Source organism: Gracilibacillus sp. JCM 18860, assembly GCF_055395245.1.
The window spans coordinates 2,337,109-2,355,193 of the sequence record NZ_AP043868.1; the positions used below are offsets into that span (position 1 = coordinate 2,337,109).

The following is an 18,085-nucleotide window of genomic DNA, read 5'->3' on the forward strand; positions in this document are numbered from 1 at the left end:
ACAAGTAAGTAGATAGAAAGGTTCACTTCTAATTTTTATTTGGACCAAATACACGTTTATCACTAGAGGATGTCTTCTTTCCTTTCAACCTTTTCGACAGGGTCTCTTTCCAGCTTTCCGCTAAGAATGGACAGGAAGCTAGTTCCTCTACGAGAGCTAAATCATCTTTTTTACGATACATCACTTCATTACATTGAGCAATCGTCCATTTAGGGTAAGGTCGCTCTAGCAAAATTAATTCCTGTTCTGCTTGAACATAGCCTTCTTCCAATACGCGAAAATACCACCCTGTTCTACCTGTCTCCTGTATCTGCAGAGCAAAATCCATGATGCGATATCGTCTTGCAGGCTTCCAGCACGGCCTTCTCGGTTGAGCCACTTGGATAACTGCCTCACCAAATCGGTAGGTGTCTCCTATACAAACACGCTGTTCATCTAAAGATTCTACCGCTAAATTTTCCCCCATTGCACCTATTCCAATCTTTTCTATCCCTTGTTCTTTGCGCCAATAGTCATAATGATGGGTTGAATAGGCAAAAATTGCTTTTTCCAGACCACCATGATTTTTCGTATCTGCTACCTCATCACCTGCTAGTCCCGTTTTGCTAAGCCACTTCCTCCCTTCTACACTTTGCTTAAAAATAGCACTCTCCCATTCACGATCCATTTTGTCTTTAGCTTCTGGACTTCCTAATTTTTTCACTTTGCCTGTTAATAATTTTCGAATAATTGGTGGGTTCATTTCATCTCTCCTCTGACAGAATTATGTAAGGTAATATCTATTCTATGGAAATTTCTAAAATTTTTAAAGAAGCTTCTTTAATTTTTCTGGTTATCTGTTAAAAATCAAAACGATATAATAAGAGTTGTGGTTCTTATGTAAGCGTTTAAAAAGAAGGGAGATTGCTTAATGAGTAAGAATTTTAAGAAAATGACATCATTACTGCTTATATCTTTATTAGTTTTACCAGCTGGATGGATGCCCTCTACTATCCATGCACAGGAAAAGGAAGATATCCCTGTCCTTCTTTATCATCGGATCGTGGAGAATCCGACAATTGAATGGACAGATACTAGTTTGGAAAAATTTAAAGAAACCATGGCATATTTGCATCAGAATGGCTATAATACGTTATCGTCAGAGCAATATGTTCGTATCATGAATGGGGAGGAAAAAGCTCCAGAAAAACCAATCTTGTTAACCTTTGATGATGCTACTCCTGATTTCGTAACAAACGCACTACCTATTTTGAAGCAATATAACATGCAGGCCGTGCTATTTGTTGTTAGTGATTGGATTGATGGAGATTATAGCATGTCAAAGGATCAGTTAGAAAGTCTTGTAAATGAAGAAAGCATCAGTCTAGAAAACCATTCGAAAACACATGATCAAGAGAACGTTTGGCATCAAGAGATTGCCATAGAGCAAGCATCAGCTGAAATTGCTGCAGCTAATCAATATTTGAAATCTATCACTAACAAAGATCCTGTACTTATGGCGTATCCATATGGTACTTACAACGGGGAAGCAGAAGCAGCTAATAAAGAAAATGGTATAAAATATGCCTTTAAAGTAGGTTATCCAGATGGCAGTCCTTATGCAATGGGTCGACATTATGTCTTAATGGATACAACGCTCGAGGAAATCGCGCAATGGATTGGTGGTCCAGCTCCAGAAGAAAAACCAGAGGAGCAAGAGCCTCCTGTCCAACAATTTTCGACCATCGATTATGAGGACCAATCAATGGAAGGAATCGAGGGTAGATCTGGTACAGAAGTTCTGGCTGTAACCGATGAAGCTAATCACACAGAAGGCGGTTCCTTTGCACTAAAAGTAGAAGAAAGAACAGAGACATGGCACGGTCCCGCATTGCGAGTCGATCCATATATAGATACGGGAGAGGAATACAACATTTCTGTGTGGGTGAAGCTGCTCTCAGAAGAAAGCACTGAGTTACAGCTTTCCACACAGGTTGGGCAAGGTGACAATGCAAGCTATCATAATTTGGATGGAAAAACGATCACTACAGAAGATGGTTGGGTACAGCTACAAGGGAGTTATCGATATAATAGTACAGGAGATGGTTACTTAACCATTTATGTCGAGAGCACAAGCAGTACAGCTTCCTTCTATATGGATGATATTACATTTGAACCAGCTAATTCTGGTGGTACGGATATTGAGAAGGATTTACCTTCTATAAAGGATGTCTATAAGGATGATTTTCTCATCGGTAATGCTATTTCCACCGCAGAATTAGAAGGCTCTCGACTCGAGCTCTTAAAAAAGCACCATCAGTTAGTAACAGCCGAGAATGCGATGAAGCCAGCCTATGCTTATAATGAGCAGCGAAAATTTGATTTTACAGCAGAAGATGAGCTTGTAGACAAAGCACTAGAGGAAGGCTTTCAAATCCATGGACATGTGCTTGTTTGGCACCAGCAGTCAGAGGAATGGCTCCATTCTGACGAAAATGGTCAACCATTGAGCAGAGAAGAGGCACTAAACAATCTAAGAAAGCATGTCCAAACAACAGTGGAGCACTTTGGTCCAAATGTAATCTCATGGGATGTCGTGAATGAGGCGATGAACGATAATCCTCCGAATCCATCTGATTGGAAGGCATCCTTACGCCAATCTGGCTGGTATAAGGCTATTGGACCTGATTATATTGAACAGGCTTTTCGTGCAGCAAAAGAAGTAATAGAAGAAAACGACTGGAATATTCCACTATACTACAATGATTATAATGATGATAATCAAAATAAAGCAGAAGCAATCTACCAAATGGTCAAAGAGATTAACGAAAACTATGGAGCAGAAAATAACGGAGAGCTATTGATTGATGGCATTGGCATGCAGGCACACTATAATTTGAATACAAACCCTGAAAATGTCCGACGTTCTTTAGAGAAATTTATTTCTCTCGGTGTAGAAGTCGGGGTGACTGAGCTAGACATTACAGCTGGTACTAATAATGAACTTACGGAGGGACAGGCAAATGCGCAGGGCTATTTATATGCCCAGCTGTTTAAGCTCTATAAGGAACACAAGGAGCATATTTCTCGTGTTACCTTCTGGGGATTGAATGATGCTACAAGCTGGAGAGCAGAACAAAGCCCATTATTGTTTGATAAAAATTTACAAGCAAAACCAGCCTATTATGCCGTCATCGATCCAGAAAAATTCCTCGCTGAGCATGAGCCAGAGGAAAAAGAAGCAAATCAAGGCACCGCAGCATTCGGGGCTCCAAAGATCGATGGTACAGTTGATGATTCATGGAGCAATGCAGCCGAGCTTCAGGTGAATCGGTATCAAATGGCATGGCAAGGGGCAAATGGTACTGCAAAAGCACTCTGGGATAAGGAAAATTTATATGTACTAGTAGAAGTAAAGGATTCTGCACTTGATAAAACAAGTGAAAATGCCTGGGAGCAGGATTCCATTGAAGTCTTTGTCGATGAGAACAATGGGAAGACTTCTTATTACGAAGTGGATGACGGGCAATACCGAGTTAATTTTGACAACGAAGCATCTTTTAATCCTGGAAGTATTGCCGAAGGGGTTAAGTCTGCAACAAACCAAACGCATGATGGTTATATCGTTGAGGTTAAGATTCCTTTTAAAACAATCACACCAGTAAATGAAACAAAAATTGGATTCGATGTCCAAATTAATGATGGAAATGAAGGTGCGCGCCAAAGTATCGCAACTTGGAATGACACCACAGGCACAAGCTATCAGGATACATCAGTTTTTGGTGAATTAACTCTGAAAGGTGTGGAAACCCCTGAGGAACCAGACATCGAAAAGCCGGATGATGAACCAACTCCGAAAAATCCAGGTCAGGAAAAACCGGAGCTTGAAACCACTGTTATAACCAAACCAAAGGTAGAGGATAATCAGGCCACGGTGAATGATGCCATTTTCGACCAATTAGCATATAATGGTGAATTAATTATTGATTTAAGCGAACATAGCTCTTCGATAGCCATTTTTTTAACAGAGGAGCAAGTGAAGCTGTTAAAGCAACTTCATGCGTTAATCATGATAAAAAAGAAGGACGTCACCCTTCAAATACCTGCATCCATTTTTACAAACGGCAATCAAGCTGTGGACATTATTCTCCAAAAATTAGAACAAATAGAAGATGCCTTAAGTGCCGTCTATGATTTCAACATCATTCAAGGCGACAAGGAAATAAGTGAATTTGATTCTAATATCATAGTTTCCTTTGTTGTCAACAAAGCCGTGGCCGAACACTCAAATTCTCTAAAAATCTTCTATTTAAATCCACAATTAGAGAAATGGGAAGTAGTAGGCGGAGAATATAAGAATGGCAACGTGACAGCAAAAATCGATCACTTTAGCACATTTACCGTATTTGAAGAAGATATGGAAACGATGGTTGACGCTAAGGAAGAGAAGGAATTACCAGATACCTCGACTAGTACGTTCAACTTTTTATTAGGTGGATTGATTTTACTACTGATAGGAGCAAGTACTTTCTTGTTTAAGAGAAAGAGGAAGAGAGAGATTTAATTATTCACAGCCTCCGTCGTAACGAGGGAGGCTGTGATTTTGATTTTTGCAAGTGGGTCTTGCTTTTTTGCAGCTGCGTGGATTTTTTTTGCAAGTTGCTTCCGCTTTTTTGCGTCTGCGTGAATATTTTTGCAACTTGCTCCCACTTTTTTGCAGCTGAGCGAATTTTTTTGCAAGTTGCTCCTACTTTTTTGCAACTACTCCCACAGCTTACTTTTATCCATATACTGTGCTAATTCCTTACTTGATGCTTTTCTTTGTTTCCTTGCTTCGACACGTTGTTCTGCTGTTCGGTGTAAGTATTTTTCTTCTTCTGTTTCTGGTATAACGCCTGGGACTGGAACTGGTTTCCCATCTTCCCCAACGGCTACAAAAGTTAAAAAAGCTGTTGCCGCAATGGTTCGCTCGGCTGTTAAAAGGTTTTCGGCTATCACTTTGACAAAAACCTCCATCGAGCTAGTTCCTGCCCATGTGACGAAGGACTCTAAACATACTGACTCTTCAGTGCTTATAGGTGCTAGAAAATCAACTGAGTCAGTAGACGCTGTAACAACAGGTTTTCTTGAATGCCTCATCGCGGAAACGGATGCAATGTCATCAATATAACTCATTAGTTTGCCACCAAAAAGTGTTCCATGATTATTCGTATCGGAAATGAATACATGACATACCTTAATTGCTAATGATTCTCGTACAAAAGATTTTTCCATTCCATCACCTCATCTTATTATAACAGTATATTTAGTTTACCCCAATTTCATGAAAAAAGAGTCATCCTTATCGGACAACTCTCCTACTTTACTCTGCTACCATATCTTTTTGTTTCACTATATATACTTGATTCAATATGATCGCACCAATCATCTGAATGATTGTTTTGGCGATGATTTGTCCAAGGATCGCTGCTGGCACAGCCTCCCAAGGAAGCATTCCAGCTCCAAGTGGGCTTAGTCCAACTAGGACAAATACAACAGAATCGAAAAAGCCACCGACTATTCCACTGTAAAACACGCGCCAGGCGATCGGTAACTTCAATCGCGTATAAATCTCAGTATCTGCTGTTTCTGAGATAATAAATGAAAGTGCAGATGCCGCGACAATCATTAATGAATCACCTAGCAATGCTGAAACGATAGCAGATAATATTAATGCGGTCAGAATAAATAAATAAGTCTTCCCTCTTCCATACTTGTTTTGAACCAGGTCACGAAAAATAAAAGTTGCTCCGATGAACAAGGTTCCCATTGGAATAATAAAAATACCAAATTGCAATGGCATCAATGCCGCTGTGACGACATTTGCCGTTACAATAGAAAGTAAATATAGAAACACTCTTAACATACTATAATTCCTCCGTTTTCTTCGCTTCTAAGTATTGCTCCAACCCTTTGTTACGAAGCTTACATGCTGGACATTCCCCACATCCGTCTGCTTTTATTCCGTTGTAGCATGTCAATGTTTTCTCCCGAACGAACGACAGTGCACCATGTTGATCTGCAAGCTCCCACGTTTCCGCCTTATCGAGCCACATCAATGGCGTATGAATAACAAAATTATCGTCCATGGAAAGGTTTAACGTAACGTTTAATGATTTGATAAAAACATCACGGCAATCTGGATAACCACTAAAATCCGTTTCACAGACACCTGTCACGAGATGCTTTGCTCCTACTTGACTCGCCAACACACCCGCAAAGGATAAAAAAAGCAAATTTCTTCCTGGCACAAAGGTGGATGGGAGCTCCCCCTCCTCCCCTTCTGCTACTTCCATGCTCTCACGAGTCAATGCATTTGGTGCTAGCTGATTAAGAAGGGACATGTCTAAAATATGATGCTTGATTCCAAGCTCTTCTGCAATTTCCTTTGCACACTCAATTTCCAGAGCGTGTCTCTGACCATAATCAAAGGTTACCGCTTCTACCTCTTTGAAACGGTCCTTGGCCCAAAACAAACAAGTCGTACTATCCTGACCACCACTAAAAACAACAATTGCTTTATCCTGCTTCATATGCAATCCCCTTTAACGATTATCAATTTTTTCAGGATTTAAATCATGATTGATTAGGCGATGTGTTGCCATTTCCTCATATTTCGTCCCTGGCTTTCCATAATTACACCATGGATCAATCGATATACCACCACGCGGAGTAAATTTACCCCAAACCTCTATATAACGAGGATCTAGTAATTGAATTAAATCATTCATGATAATATTGACACAGTCCTCGTGAAAATCCCCATGATTTCGAAAGCTAAACAAATATAACTTCAGCGATTTGCTCTCAACTATCTTCTGATTTGGTATATAAGAAATATACATTGTCGCAAAATCAGGCTGACCTGTAATCGGACATAGGCTCGTGAATTCTGGACAATTAAATTTTACAAAATAATCGCGATCAGAATGTAGATTATCCACTGCTTCTAACACCTCAGGGGCATAATCATCCGTATATTGTGTATCTTGATTCCCTAATTGCTTTAGGTCTTGTAATCCTTGTTCATGACTTCTTCCAGACATAAAAAAACCTCCTTGTACCTGCTCCCAAACATGACAAGAAAGTTCATAGCTAAACTATTTTCACTTCGGATATTAGGCACTCGCCCTAACGTACTAGAAAACCTCGCATTCGCTCCCTTTTAGCAGATGCGTTAGCTTTTTTACTACTTTGGACTTCAAAATTTCCGCTTCATGGCATTACTTCTTGCAAAAATTTTATTTTTTCCTAACGTACAAAAAAGCCACATCCTAATATGGACATGGCATTCTCGTAACATCCATAGTTTTTTATAGAGGGTTTCAGCTATGAACCTCTTCCGTTCGAGTATTCTTTTCTTAACTATAATATAGGAGATGACGAGGGTTGTCAATGTGGTAAGCTAGAATTAACTAAACCAACATCTAAAGCCAGCCACCTCTCTCGTGACTGGTTTTAGCTTATTCTATTGAGCAGAAAAGCCTCCATCAATTACAATTTCTGCACCTGTAATATAAGATGAATCATCTGAAGCTAGGAATAAGGCGGCTTTTGCGATATCGTCTGGCTTTCCTAATCGTTGTAGTGGGGTGGCTTGTATTAATTGGTTTAATAATTCTCTTGATTCAGATAAGCCTTGAGTCATTGGTGTATCGATAATCCCTGGAAAAAGGGCGTTTACACGAACTCCACTTCTGCCAAACTGGGTAGCAGCTGCTCTGGATAGTGCCCGTACAGCACCCTTAGAAGCAGAGTAATGGTTAAAGCCTTGGCCGATTTGAGCAGTATACGAAGAAATATTTACAATGGAGCCTTGCTTTTGTTCCGACATGTATGGTGCGATATGTTTAATCCCAGCAAATGGGCCAAATCCATTGATTGCGAGCATTTTTTGCCAATCCTCTAAATCGATATCCTTGAATGCTTTCTCCGAAGAGATCCCGGCATTATTTACTAAAATATCAATAATGCCGTAGCGTTCCTTAATTTCTTTAGCAACTTGCGCCCATTCCTCATCTGATGCAACATTCAATTTCATTCCAACTACATTGTCCTTGTTGTTCGCCTTCTCTAATGCAGCTTTATTGATATCTGCTGCAATAACAGTTGCTCCTTCCTGACTAAAAAGATCCACGATTTGTTCACCAATACCTGATGCACCACCTGTTACTATTGCAATTTTATTGTCTAAACGTCCCATTTCTTTTCCTCCTCGATTAATAAATTTTGATAGAGCCTCCATCGACCATAATGGTTTGGCCGGTAATATAATGGGAATCATCACTTGCTAAAAACACAGCAGTTCGTCCGATATCCTCTTCTGGTTGGCCTAAGCGACGAAGCGGGATATTGTTGACCATTTGTTCATATAGCTTTGGATGATTCTCACTCCAAGCCTCTACCCCTTCCGTTAAAGCAATCGGTGAAATAAGATTGACATTAATTCCTTCTGGCCCCCATTCGTTTGCAGCCACTCTAGTGATCGCACGGATTGCCTCCTTTGCCGCAGCATAGGATGTTTGGGTTGGCTGACCAGAGATTCCTGCACCTGATGCAAAGTTAATCACTTTCCCCTTCGATTTCTTCAAATCCGGGTATGCAGCCTTCATAAAATGGAAGGTTGGATAAAAGCCTGTACCAAAGGACAGCTCCATCATTTCCATCGTTGTTTCGACAAAAGAAGCCTGCTTAGAAGCGTGTGCATTATTCACAAGAATATCTAGCTTTCCGAATTTATCGATAACCTCATTAATGATTGGATGGATGTTTGCTTTCTTCGAAATATCTCTAATAAATAGCATACCCTTTTTATATTGCGATATGTCCTTCAGGGTTTGATTGCCTTTTTCTTCATTAATATCAACTATTGCAATATGTGCACCTTCTTTTGCCATAGCAAGAGCGATTCCTCGGCCAATCCCAGAAGCACCGCCTGTTATGATTCCAACTTTGCCTTCCAGTCTCAATATAAGCACTCCCTTTCTTATCATTGCAACATCTTATAGTTGAGTAATTCTTTATTTATTTTAACATTAAATATTTTAACATCAAATTATTTTACATCTAAATATAAAAGACTAATGATTTCTTCCCTTCTTATACGAACATATTGTAAAACGCTTTCAAATAGTTGTACGAATCATCCACTCCAGAGCTGATAAGCCACACCACATTAACAATATATAATTCTTTATTTAACTAGATATAAGATACAAATTACTTATTGAAAAAATTAATTGACACTTATACGTATAAGTGTTATCCTTTTCATTGCACAAACTATTACTTACAAAATTACTTATATAGAAAGATATTGTTCATTATGAAAAGGTTTTACTATTTCAAATCTTTCTAATTTCATTACTTAGGGGTGTTTAAATATGTGTGAGAAAATATTGAATCCAATTGTTTTACAGCGTGCTGATCCTTTCGTTTATAAGCACTCAGATGGCTATTATTATTTCACAGGATCTCATCCACTTTATGACCGAATTGTATTAAGAAGAGCGAAAACGCTTAATGAACTACATGACGCGAAGGAAGTGGCTGTTTGGTGGAAGCATGAAAGCGGTCCATTAAGTGAATTAATCTGGGCACCTGAAATTCATCGAGCAAACGGCAAATGGTATATTTATTTCGCTGCTGCTCCAGACACGAACATTGATGATGATACATTCAACCACAGAATGTACGTTCTTGAAAACGCATCAGATAACCCAATGGAAGGAAACTGGGTCGAAAAAGGGGAAGTCGAGACAGGCATGTCTACCTTTGCATTAGATGCAACTATTTTCCACCACAAGGACGAGCTCTATTATGTATGGGCCCAGCAGGATTTAGAGATTAAAGGGCATTCCAATTTGTATATTGCAAAGATGGAAAATCCTTGGACATTAAAAACAGAACCTATCATGCTTACAAAACCGGAACTTTCTTGGGAAATCAAAGGCTTTTGGGTGAATGAAGGACCAGCTGTTTTGATCAAGAATGGAAAGGTTTTTATCACATATTCCGGAAGTGCAACTGGTGTTGATTATTGCATGGGATTACTTACTGCCAATGCAGATGACGATTTATTGAATCCGAATTCATGGACGAAAAGCCAGGAACCAGTCTTCCAAAGCTGTCCAGAGAATAGTCAATACGGACCTGGACACAATTCTTTTACAGAATCTGAAGATGGCGCCGAAACCATCTTAGTTTACCATGCAAGAAATTATACCGATTTAGTTGGTGATCCACTTTATGAACCGAATCGTCAAGCAAGAGCTCAAAAGATAGAATGGGATGAACAAGGGAATCCTATCTTCGGAGAGCCTGTTCCCGATGATAGATGGACACCACAAACACCAGAAGTCTTAAAATAAGAAGGAGTAGTCAGCAATGAAAAACATAAAACAGTTAAAGTTCTGGAACTTTGGCGGGATGTATTACTTTTATTTCATGATCTGGGCATTAATATTTGCCTTTTTACCATTTTGGTTAGACAAAACAGCGAACCTCAGCACTAGCGTCGCAGGTCTAGTGTTCTCTGCTATGGCCGTGACTGCACTTATTTTGGAACCTATCTATGGTCTTATCCAAGATAAATTAGGTCTTAAAAAATATTTATTCGGTTTTGTTGTTTTATGCCTTTTATTTATCGGACCATTTGTTCAATTTGCTTTTCTTCCACTACTAGAAATGAACGCAATCTTTGGCGCCATTGTTGGTGGGGCATACTTAAGTTTATGTTTAAATGGCGGTGTCGGTGTTGTCGAAGCCTACATCGAACGGTCAACCCGTGCCAGTAACTACGAATATGGACATGTTCGTTTATTCGGTTCACTAGCAGGTGGTACTGCTGCATTTATCGGTGGTATCATGTTTGTTCGAAATCCATACAGTATTTTTTGGGCGTGTACCGTATCTGCAGTCATTCTTGGTGTGCTATTATGGGCACTTCGTGTGAAAAAGGAAGAAAAAGAAAAGGTTCATGCACCAGAGGTAGAAGAAGAGGAATCACCGGTTACGAAGGAAAATATTTTGAATGTATTTAAGAATAGAAGCTTCTGGGGATTCTGTATCATGATGATCGGGATCGCGACAATGTTTGATGTTTTTGATCAGCAATTCCCGAACTATTTTGCTAGCTTCTTTGATGATGCATCTCGAGGAGAGCTTGTCTTTAGCCGTATTGCTTCTGTACAAGTATTCTTGGAAGCAGGCTTTATGATTCTCGCTCCATGGTTTATTAATAAAATCGGGGCTAAAAATGGACTAATTCTAGCAGGAATCGTTTTATTTGTCCGTGTTCTTGGTTCTGCTTATTTGACAGAGGTATGGATGTTAGCATTCTGGAGATTACTAGCAGCAATCGAAATGCCTTTAATGCTAGTTTCGATTATGAAATATATCACTGGCGTATTTGATGTTCGCCTATCAGCCACCGTCTACATGCTTGGATTTAATTTCGCAAAACAAGTTGGAATTACGATCTTCTCCTACGTAATGGGTACTCTTTATGGATCAATCGGATTCCAGAATGGATATGTGGTGATGGCAATCATTATTATGGCATTTGTTGTAGTAGGGGCGTTAATTATGAGAAGTGAAAGATATTATACAAAAAATAAAAGCGCTGCTGCTGCTTAGAGACAAAATGAAGAAATCTTGATGAAAACGGAGCTGTCTATATGGCAGTTCCGTTTTCATTATTATAAGGTCAAACCTGTCCAATCCCAATAGGTGTAATAAAATAGTAGTATACTAATAAAATATATCGGCATTAATAGGAAACTTAACCTCATTAAGTCTTTTGCTTTATAACTGATTTTTTCCTCTTCAAAATAAACAAGCAAAGCTTTCGAACTTACCGGAAAGGTTAAACAATAATTCATCCCTACTAAACTCAAGAATAAAACAGCGATTCCATTGAAACCAAACGAGGTACCAAGCATCAATAGCCCAGGAACTAAAACAATTGCTCTTGTGGTATGGGAAGTAATATACAAATGACTAGTAATGGAAACAAGTAAGATAAAACAAAGCATTCCCCAAACAGAAAAGTTAGAAAAACTTGTCACGAATTGAAAAATAGAGGATTCAATCCAGTCTACAACTCCTGTTTCCACAAGATTTATTCCTAATGCTGTTGCTGCCGATACAAATAAGATCAAATTCCATGATACGGATTTTACCCCTTGTTTCCATGATAGAAGACCAAATTTAGGTGACATAAACACTAATGCTCCCATGATTGTAATAAAACCGATATCATGTCCGTGAATGCCCTCTGTCACCCATAGAAGGAATAGTGTCCCGATAAAAATTAAAGCCTTCTTTTCTTTTTGTGTTATTTTTTCATTTTTTGTAAAAATAGAATGTTTCTTTGTTATGGAAAGTAGAGGGGTAGACTTTCCTCTCATCCATAAAAGTCTCACAGCTAAATAACTGACAAAACTAATAAATATAGCAAATGGCACTCCCCAAATGAGCCAATTTAAATAAGTAATCGTTTCACCAGTTGTTTTCTCTAATATCTCCACACCAATTAGATGGGAACCAGCTCCGATAAGGGTTGCTGAAGTTGTCATAAGAATGATAGTCGGCACAAACATCGCAAGGACTTGTTTATGTTTATCGTCTTGAATGAAAGGAGCTAATTCCTTTACAACAGGCAATGTTATCGCCGCCCTCCCCGATGTAGAAGGAATGAAAATAGATAATGGAAGTAAAGCTATCAGCACATGAAATAAAACACTATTGGAAGTAGCAGAGTTCTTCATAATATTAGTGATTATTCTATTTGCTAAACCAGAAACCTTTATCACCTCCCCGATGATGAAAGCCCCTATCATCAGCCAAACAATCTCTAATGAAAAAGAATCATATAAGAGACTAGCGTCTGCTCCTTTTAAAAGAATAATCGATAGTATGGCTCCAAGCGCTACATAACCCGCAGGAAGCTTTGTCGCAATCCATAAGATCATCGCTATCACAAAAACAATCAGCGCTACCTTGCCTTTGTAATCTAAAGAACTAGTAAAGAAGATCGCAAAGCATACTACTATAAATAAGCTTAAGAGAATATAGGAATAGTTAGGCATCGCTAAAAGAGTTTTTTTGAATATCTGATAAGAAGTAGATTTTCTTCTTTCAATTCTGGTAGTAGCATTCATATTATCTCTCGCTTATATTTACGTTTTGCCATTTGATAGCCGATGCGAATTTGCCTCACAGCAGCCTCGGCACTATCAGCGATTAACCTTGAAGCATCTTTCATTGCTATTTCTAGAGAAGTTGGACTTTGAATAATACTCGTATATGCATGAATACCATTCGTATAATTGATGCTTGCTCCTTCCCCAATCGTTCCCGTAATGGCAATAACAGGAACTCCTAAATTTCCTGCAATCCGTGCCACTTCTGCTGGTATTTTCCCATTCGGTGTTTGATAATCCAAACAGCCCTCAGCGGTTAATACTAAATCTGCATTTTTGATATGTTCTTCTAATTGTATATATTGCATGATAATGTCAAAACGGGGATGTAATGTAGCACCAGTAAATGCCATTAGACCTGCTCCTAAGCCTCCCGATGCCCCTCCACCTGGCGTTGTTCTTACATCCACCTCCATTTGCTGTAAAATTAATTGAGCATAATACTCTAAATTATGCGCCAATTGCTCAGCCTCTTCAGGGTTCGCTCCTTTTTGGGGAGCAAACACACGCGCTACGCCTCTTGGCCCACAAAGAATGTTATACCAGTTACATGCCACATCGATTTTTACCTTAGAAAGCCGCGGATCTATGCCTGAGATATTGATATTTTCAATGGAATGTAAGTCTCCCCCACCACCAATATTTAATGCTTGATGATATTTATCTAGGAAACGAACTCCAAGGGCTTCTGCCATACCCGCTCCTCCATCCGATGTCCCTGAATCACCACAACCGATCAAAATATCGTCTACACCCAAATCTAAAGCAGACTTTATTAATTGTCCCACACCAAACGTAGTTGTTTTTAAAGGGTTTCTCTTATTTCTAGGAATAAGCGTTAGACCAGCCACAGCAGCCATTTCTATTACTGCTGTCTTTTTTCCATTTTCCTGAAATATTCCGAAATGGCTCCGAACCTTTTCACCAATCGGACCAATTACTTCTCGGTAAATCAGTTCCCCCTCTTTTAGCTTTATAATCGTATGAGCAAATCCTTCCCCACCATCAATCATGGGAATCACCATTGTTTCTACATTCGGATCAAACCTTTGTATCCCGTTATTCATGGCTTTAGCAACCCCCTCTGAACTCAAGCACTCCTTGAACCCTGACGGTATAATAACAATCTTCATACTTGATAGCCTCCCACTTTATCTTTTTTATTTCAAATTGATTATAGTTTTGAAAAATGAGAGAAGAATGAGAGTATTATGAAAAGTTCATTAGTTTTAGATGAGAATTGTTCAAAATTTTCGCTATGTCGCATTACTTCTTACAAAAATTCTATACTTTCCAAACGCATAAAAAAGTCCGCTAATCATATTAGCGAACGTTCAAAAGCTTTCTAGCATAAATCATTTATTCATCTTACTTAAAAAGTCTCCTAAGAGATCATCAAGGTCTTCCTCTTCCGGCTCCTCTGCTTCTTCTGAATCACGAGTTTGGCTTAATGCTTCATTCCAATCAATCGCATCTAGATCATCGTCAAGCTCTTTGTGATTTACTTTTGTTCGAGTTGTCTCGTTCTCAAGCTCTGGCTCTTGTTGCTCAGACTCTTCTAGCATCTCTTCCTGTAAGTATAATGCCTCATCAATATTTGTAGCATTACTATTCATGGAGGCGAGTAGGGATGTAGAGCGAACTGGGTCATTTAACAGATGATACATGATACTTCCTAGCAATGCCTCGGAATGCTCATGCTTAATCCAATTACGTTGCGCCTTCGTTAGGCGTTTCGGAAGTGGAATGGTGATCGTTTCTTGTTCCTTCGATGTCCCTTCATTTACACCCTTCAGGACAAACTCAGCTATTTTACTCGAAAAATTCCGTCTTTCTTTTTCCTTTAAATGCTGTAATTCTTTTAAAATATAATCAGGAGTTTCAGAAGGGATACGAAAGGATATCGTCTGACCCCTTTTGATTTCATTATTTTTATTCATGTTATCACCTTATGATTGAGCAGAGGCTTTTTTCTGTTCCTTTTTATTAGATTTCTTTAAAAATTCGGCAATCAGCTTATAGTAAGCATTCGCCATCATCCAAATACTTTCTTTTTCATCCTCAAAAAATTCGATATTGTAGCCGTCTAGATTGTTGTTTAAGGTTTTTAAGTATTCCTTAATGACATTTGATCCACCACCGACAAAATAACAGATTTCGGTTTGTGAATTTTTTTGCCATACATTTCGTAAAAGACGGTATTGTTTCTTTGCCAATTCTAAGAGAATTCTATCTGTAATATCATGGACGCTTGTCCGACTTCCTTTTACCATGATGTGATTTCGGTCATTTTTTCTCGTAATAATATCCACGACATCTCGTCGACTGTCTAATTCGACCCCATGCTTTGTAAAAATTTCCTCACGAATGGTTTCCAGTGATTCAGATACTCCTAAGTTAAAGCCTTGCGCTTTATCGTCATCTACAGTTCTGTTTCTAATCACCGCAATATCGGTAGATAAACCGCCAATATCTTGAATAAGAATTTGCTTATCTATTAATTTCTTATTAATAATCTTCAAGTCCTCATCCATCACTAGGTTAATAAACGCAGCGAACCCTTCCGGATATACTTTTGCTTCATCAAACTTGATGTTTACTTTCTTACCTTGATGCTGTGGTGTCACTAGAAATTCGATCTGGTGAACGGAACCTATCAGCTTGGAACGATAGCCTGCATCTTTTCCTTCCTTCACTTCTCGAAGTGGTAATCCTGTTCCTAATGTATAATTTGCATCAACAACTTGATTGGTATTCGACTTAAACGCCTCTACTGCATCTAAAGCAATGGTAGTAAATAACATGACTAATGTTTGGTCTTCCTGTGATTTGCTGCTACCAGGATCTAGTTCTGTTGAATTTCCTGCCTTTGTTGCCAAATGACCAACACGATAAATAGTGTTATTCTCTTTTAATGCCGGTGAGTGTATACGAATGTGCAACCCTTCTAGAGGATCTTTCTGATCTAACTCTTCAATTCCGATTACTGGACGGTCTTCTGTATCGATGGCAACAATATTTGGAATGTTAATTTCCCTTTCCATTTCTCCAAATATTGCTTTAACCGAATCATTTCCTACATCAATTGCTGCTATTCTTGATTGACTCATATGTATCCATCCTCTCATCATTTGCTTTTAGACTTCTTTCTAAAAATAAAGCCTTAAAAAAAGAATATTTTATTATCTGTATTCCTTCAATGGTTTTCGTAAAAAAGAAAGATAATTGTAATCTTTCCACGAAAGACTTCACTTGTATACGAAAATGTTTATGTTGTTTACACTTGTGTACACTTCCTTATATTACAACATGTACACACTTTTGTAAACATGTATACGTTAAATGTGTACACGTAAACATTTTTGTAATCTTGTGTACTGTAATGTTTACGCAATGTTTCTTTACCTAAAAAAATATGTATTTCCATAAAACTAGAATTATTTTTTTTACCAAAAGCATGACATCCAACAATAAGGGATTGATCATCTCGAAATTTGAAGAAATGTGAGGCTTTTGGGAGTTTAGTGCAATGAAAAGATGTACATTAGTTAACTAAAGGTAGCCACCCTTTTAAGATTGCTCCTCCGTCTGGATGATTATCTGCAAGCAGATCACCTCCGTGTCTTTTCATCAATCTCTTACATATCGATAATCCTAATCCTATTCCACCTGTTGAACGATTTCTCGATGCTTCCCCACGATAAAGAGGTTCAAACACACGTTGTAGCTCCTCAGAAGTAAACCCCGCTCCTGTATCCCGGATAGTAAAGAAAGCTTTATTTTTACACTTATAACAATCGATCATTATCTTACCGTGTTCAGGAGTATATCTGACCGCATTATCTAATAAGTTATTTAGCACACGCTCTAATGAGTGTATATCTGCCATAACCAGACAATTCTCATCAAAACCCCCAGCTCTTATAGAAATGAACTTTCTTTCAGCTTGTGTTTCCAAACTACCAATCGACCTCTGTACTATACTGGCTAGGTCAACCTTTATTTTTTGAAGCTCAATGTTTAAATATTCCGCCTTTGTATAGGTGAAAAGTTCCTCTACCAGTCGACCCAATTGTGCTGATTTTTCTTTACAAACCGACAGGTATTCCGCCATTTTCGCTGGGGAATCCGCAATCCCTTGCTCCAATCCATCCAAATAACCTCTTAAAGCGAATAACGGTGTTCGTAAATCATGTGCAACAGCAGCAACTACAAAACGACGCTCTTCTTCCAGTTCCACTTGCTTCTGGAAAGCTTCCTTAAGACCGCCTACCATCACTTTAAACCCTTCATTCACCTCAGCTATTTCCGTGATATGGGACGATGGCAACTTGACATCCAAATCTCCATTCGCAATTTCTCGAGCACTAACGCTCATTTCCTCAAGCGGTTTGAGAATAAATCTTCGCATTTCAAATCCAACTATAAAAAAAGAAAGCATTAATCCTACAAATGCTGCGATCAAAGGAATCACTCTCGAATTTGATTGATATATCACTACCCTTCCGAGCAGTTTTCCGTCCTGTAGAATTGAAAAATGTTCTTTCACCCTAAATTTTGAAACCTCCTCATCATCTGTTTGGAAAATTTCTTGATCGGACGGAGATAGAATCACCACATCCATATTTATCTTTTCTAATTGTTGGCTTATTTGGTTTTGCCAAGCGGAATCTGTCCAATTTCCTGAGTTTTTCTCAATCTGTTGAACGACTGTCTCTATATCTTTTTGATTAGCTTCATCCCCACTAATATTGAACGACTTTGTTTCCAAAAAGTTGGCAGCTACATAAAATATCCATGGCAATAAAAGAATGAGGAATAAGCTTAGCATGGTAAACTTTCGAATACGAATAGTTTTCATT

General features: G+C 38.7%; 15 protein-coding genes and 1 riboswitch. Of the genes, 3 read left to right on the forward strand and 12 right to left on the reverse strand.

The window, feature by feature from the left end:
• Window positions 1-28: 28 nt before the first annotated feature.
• On the reverse strand, window positions 29-742 hold the full coding sequence (locus ACZ5R4_RS11830; RefSeq protein ID WP_109983212.1) for an MOSC domain-containing protein: 714 nt from the start codon (window positions 740-742) through the stop codon (window positions 29-31).
• A gap of 168 nt (window positions 743-910) precedes the next feature.
• Here ACZ5R4_RS11830 and ACZ5R4_RS11835 point away from each other — a divergent pair, with 168 nt between their 5' ends.
• Window positions 911-4,543 carry an endo-1,4-beta-xylanase gene (locus ACZ5R4_RS11835; protein WP_464367343.1) on the forward strand — a complete coding sequence of 1,211 codons (3,633 nt, stop codon included), beginning with the start codon at window positions 911-913 and terminating at the stop codon, window positions 4,541-4,543.
• A gap of 197 nt (window positions 4,544-4,740) precedes the next feature.
• On the opposite strand, the gene ACZ5R4_RS11840 is transcribed toward ACZ5R4_RS11835, so the two are convergent.
• The 6 genes from ACZ5R4_RS11840 to ACZ5R4_RS11865 all read right to left on the reverse strand — a co-directional run bounded on the left by ACZ5R4_RS11840 (window position 4,741) and on the right by ACZ5R4_RS11865 (window position 8,987).
• Entirely contained in the window at window positions 4,741-5,253 is a 513-nt protein-coding gene (locus ACZ5R4_RS11840) for an acyl-CoA thioesterase (protein WP_109983215.1), read from the reverse strand.
• 88 nt (window positions 5,254-5,341) lie between these two features.
• Window positions 5,342-5,884: a VUT family protein gene (locus ACZ5R4_RS11845; protein WP_054788132.1), complete on the reverse strand. Its 543-nt coding sequence runs from the start codon at window positions 5,882-5,884 to the stop codon at window positions 5,342-5,344.
• A 1-nt stretch (window position 5,885) separates the two neighbouring features.
• Entirely contained in the window at window positions 5,886-6,551 is a 666-nt protein-coding gene (gene queC, locus ACZ5R4_RS11850) for a 7-cyano-7-deazaguanine synthase QueC (RefSeq protein WP_109983217.1), read from the reverse strand.
• Window positions 6,552-6,563: 12 nt separating this feature from the next.
• The gene (queF, locus tag ACZ5R4_RS11855; RefSeq protein ID WP_109983218.1) at window positions 6,564-7,064 is read right to left on the reverse strand and encodes a preQ(1) synthase; all 501 of its coding nucleotides are present in this window, start codon (window positions 7,062-7,064) and stop codon (window positions 6,564-6,566) included.
• A gap of 253 nt (window positions 7,065-7,317) precedes the next feature.
• Window positions 7,318-7,364, reverse strand: a riboswitch (PreQ1 riboswitch).
• Window positions 7,365-7,486: 122 nt separating this feature from the next.
• Entirely contained in the window at window positions 7,487-8,221 is a 735-nt protein-coding gene (locus ACZ5R4_RS11860) for an SDR family NAD(P)-dependent oxidoreductase (protein ID WP_464367344.1), read from the reverse strand.
• Between the two features lie 16 nt (window positions 8,222-8,237).
• Window positions 8,238-8,987, reverse strand: a complete 750-nt coding sequence (locus ACZ5R4_RS11865) for an SDR family NAD(P)-dependent oxidoreductase (RefSeq protein WP_464367345.1) — start codon at window positions 8,985-8,987, stop codon at window positions 8,238-8,240.
• 414 nt (window positions 8,988-9,401) lie between these two features.
• Between ACZ5R4_RS11865 and ACZ5R4_RS11870 the strand changes: the two genes are divergently transcribed.
• Window positions 9,402-10,388: a glycoside hydrolase family 43 protein gene (locus tag ACZ5R4_RS11870; RefSeq protein WP_277679325.1), complete on the forward strand. Its 987-nt coding sequence runs from the start codon at window positions 9,402-9,404 to the stop codon at window positions 10,386-10,388.
• 16 nt (window positions 10,389-10,404) lie between these two features.
• Entirely contained in the window at window positions 10,405-11,655 is a 1,251-nt protein-coding gene (locus tag ACZ5R4_RS11875) for an oligosaccharide MFS transporter (RefSeq protein ID WP_109983222.1), read from the forward strand.
• Between the two features lie 62 nt (window positions 11,656-11,717).
• Here ACZ5R4_RS11875 and ACZ5R4_RS11880 read toward each other — a convergent pair whose 3' ends face one another.
• The 5 genes from ACZ5R4_RS11880 to ACZ5R4_RS11900 form a co-directional block, all read right to left on the reverse strand.
• Entirely contained in the window at window positions 11,718-13,181 is a 1,464-nt protein-coding gene (locus ACZ5R4_RS11880) for an SLC13 family permease (protein WP_464367346.1), read from the reverse strand.
• On the reverse strand, window positions 13,178-14,356 hold the full coding sequence (locus ACZ5R4_RS11885) for a glycerate kinase family protein (protein WP_277679327.1): 1,179 nt from the start codon (window positions 14,354-14,356) through the stop codon (window positions 13,178-13,180). The genes ACZ5R4_RS11880 and ACZ5R4_RS11885 overlap by 4 nt, the downstream gene beginning before the upstream one ends.
• Before the next feature lie 222 nt (window positions 14,357-14,578).
• The gene (locus ACZ5R4_RS11890; protein ID WP_054788137.1) at window positions 14,579-15,163 is read right to left on the reverse strand and encodes a hypothetical protein; all 585 of its coding nucleotides are present in this window, start codon (window positions 15,161-15,163) and stop codon (window positions 14,579-14,581) included.
• 9 nt (window positions 15,164-15,172) lie between these two features.
• Window positions 15,173-16,333 carry a ParM/StbA family protein gene (locus ACZ5R4_RS11895; RefSeq protein WP_109983225.1) on the reverse strand — a complete coding sequence of 387 codons (1,161 nt, stop codon included), beginning with the start codon at window positions 16,331-16,333 and terminating at the stop codon, window positions 15,173-15,175.
• 434 nt (window positions 16,334-16,767) lie between these two features.
• Window positions 16,768-18,084: a sensor histidine kinase gene (locus ACZ5R4_RS11900; RefSeq protein WP_464367347.1), complete on the reverse strand. Its 1,317-nt coding sequence runs from the start codon at window positions 18,082-18,084 to the stop codon at window positions 16,768-16,770.
• Between the last annotated feature and the right edge of the window lies 1 nt (window position 18,085).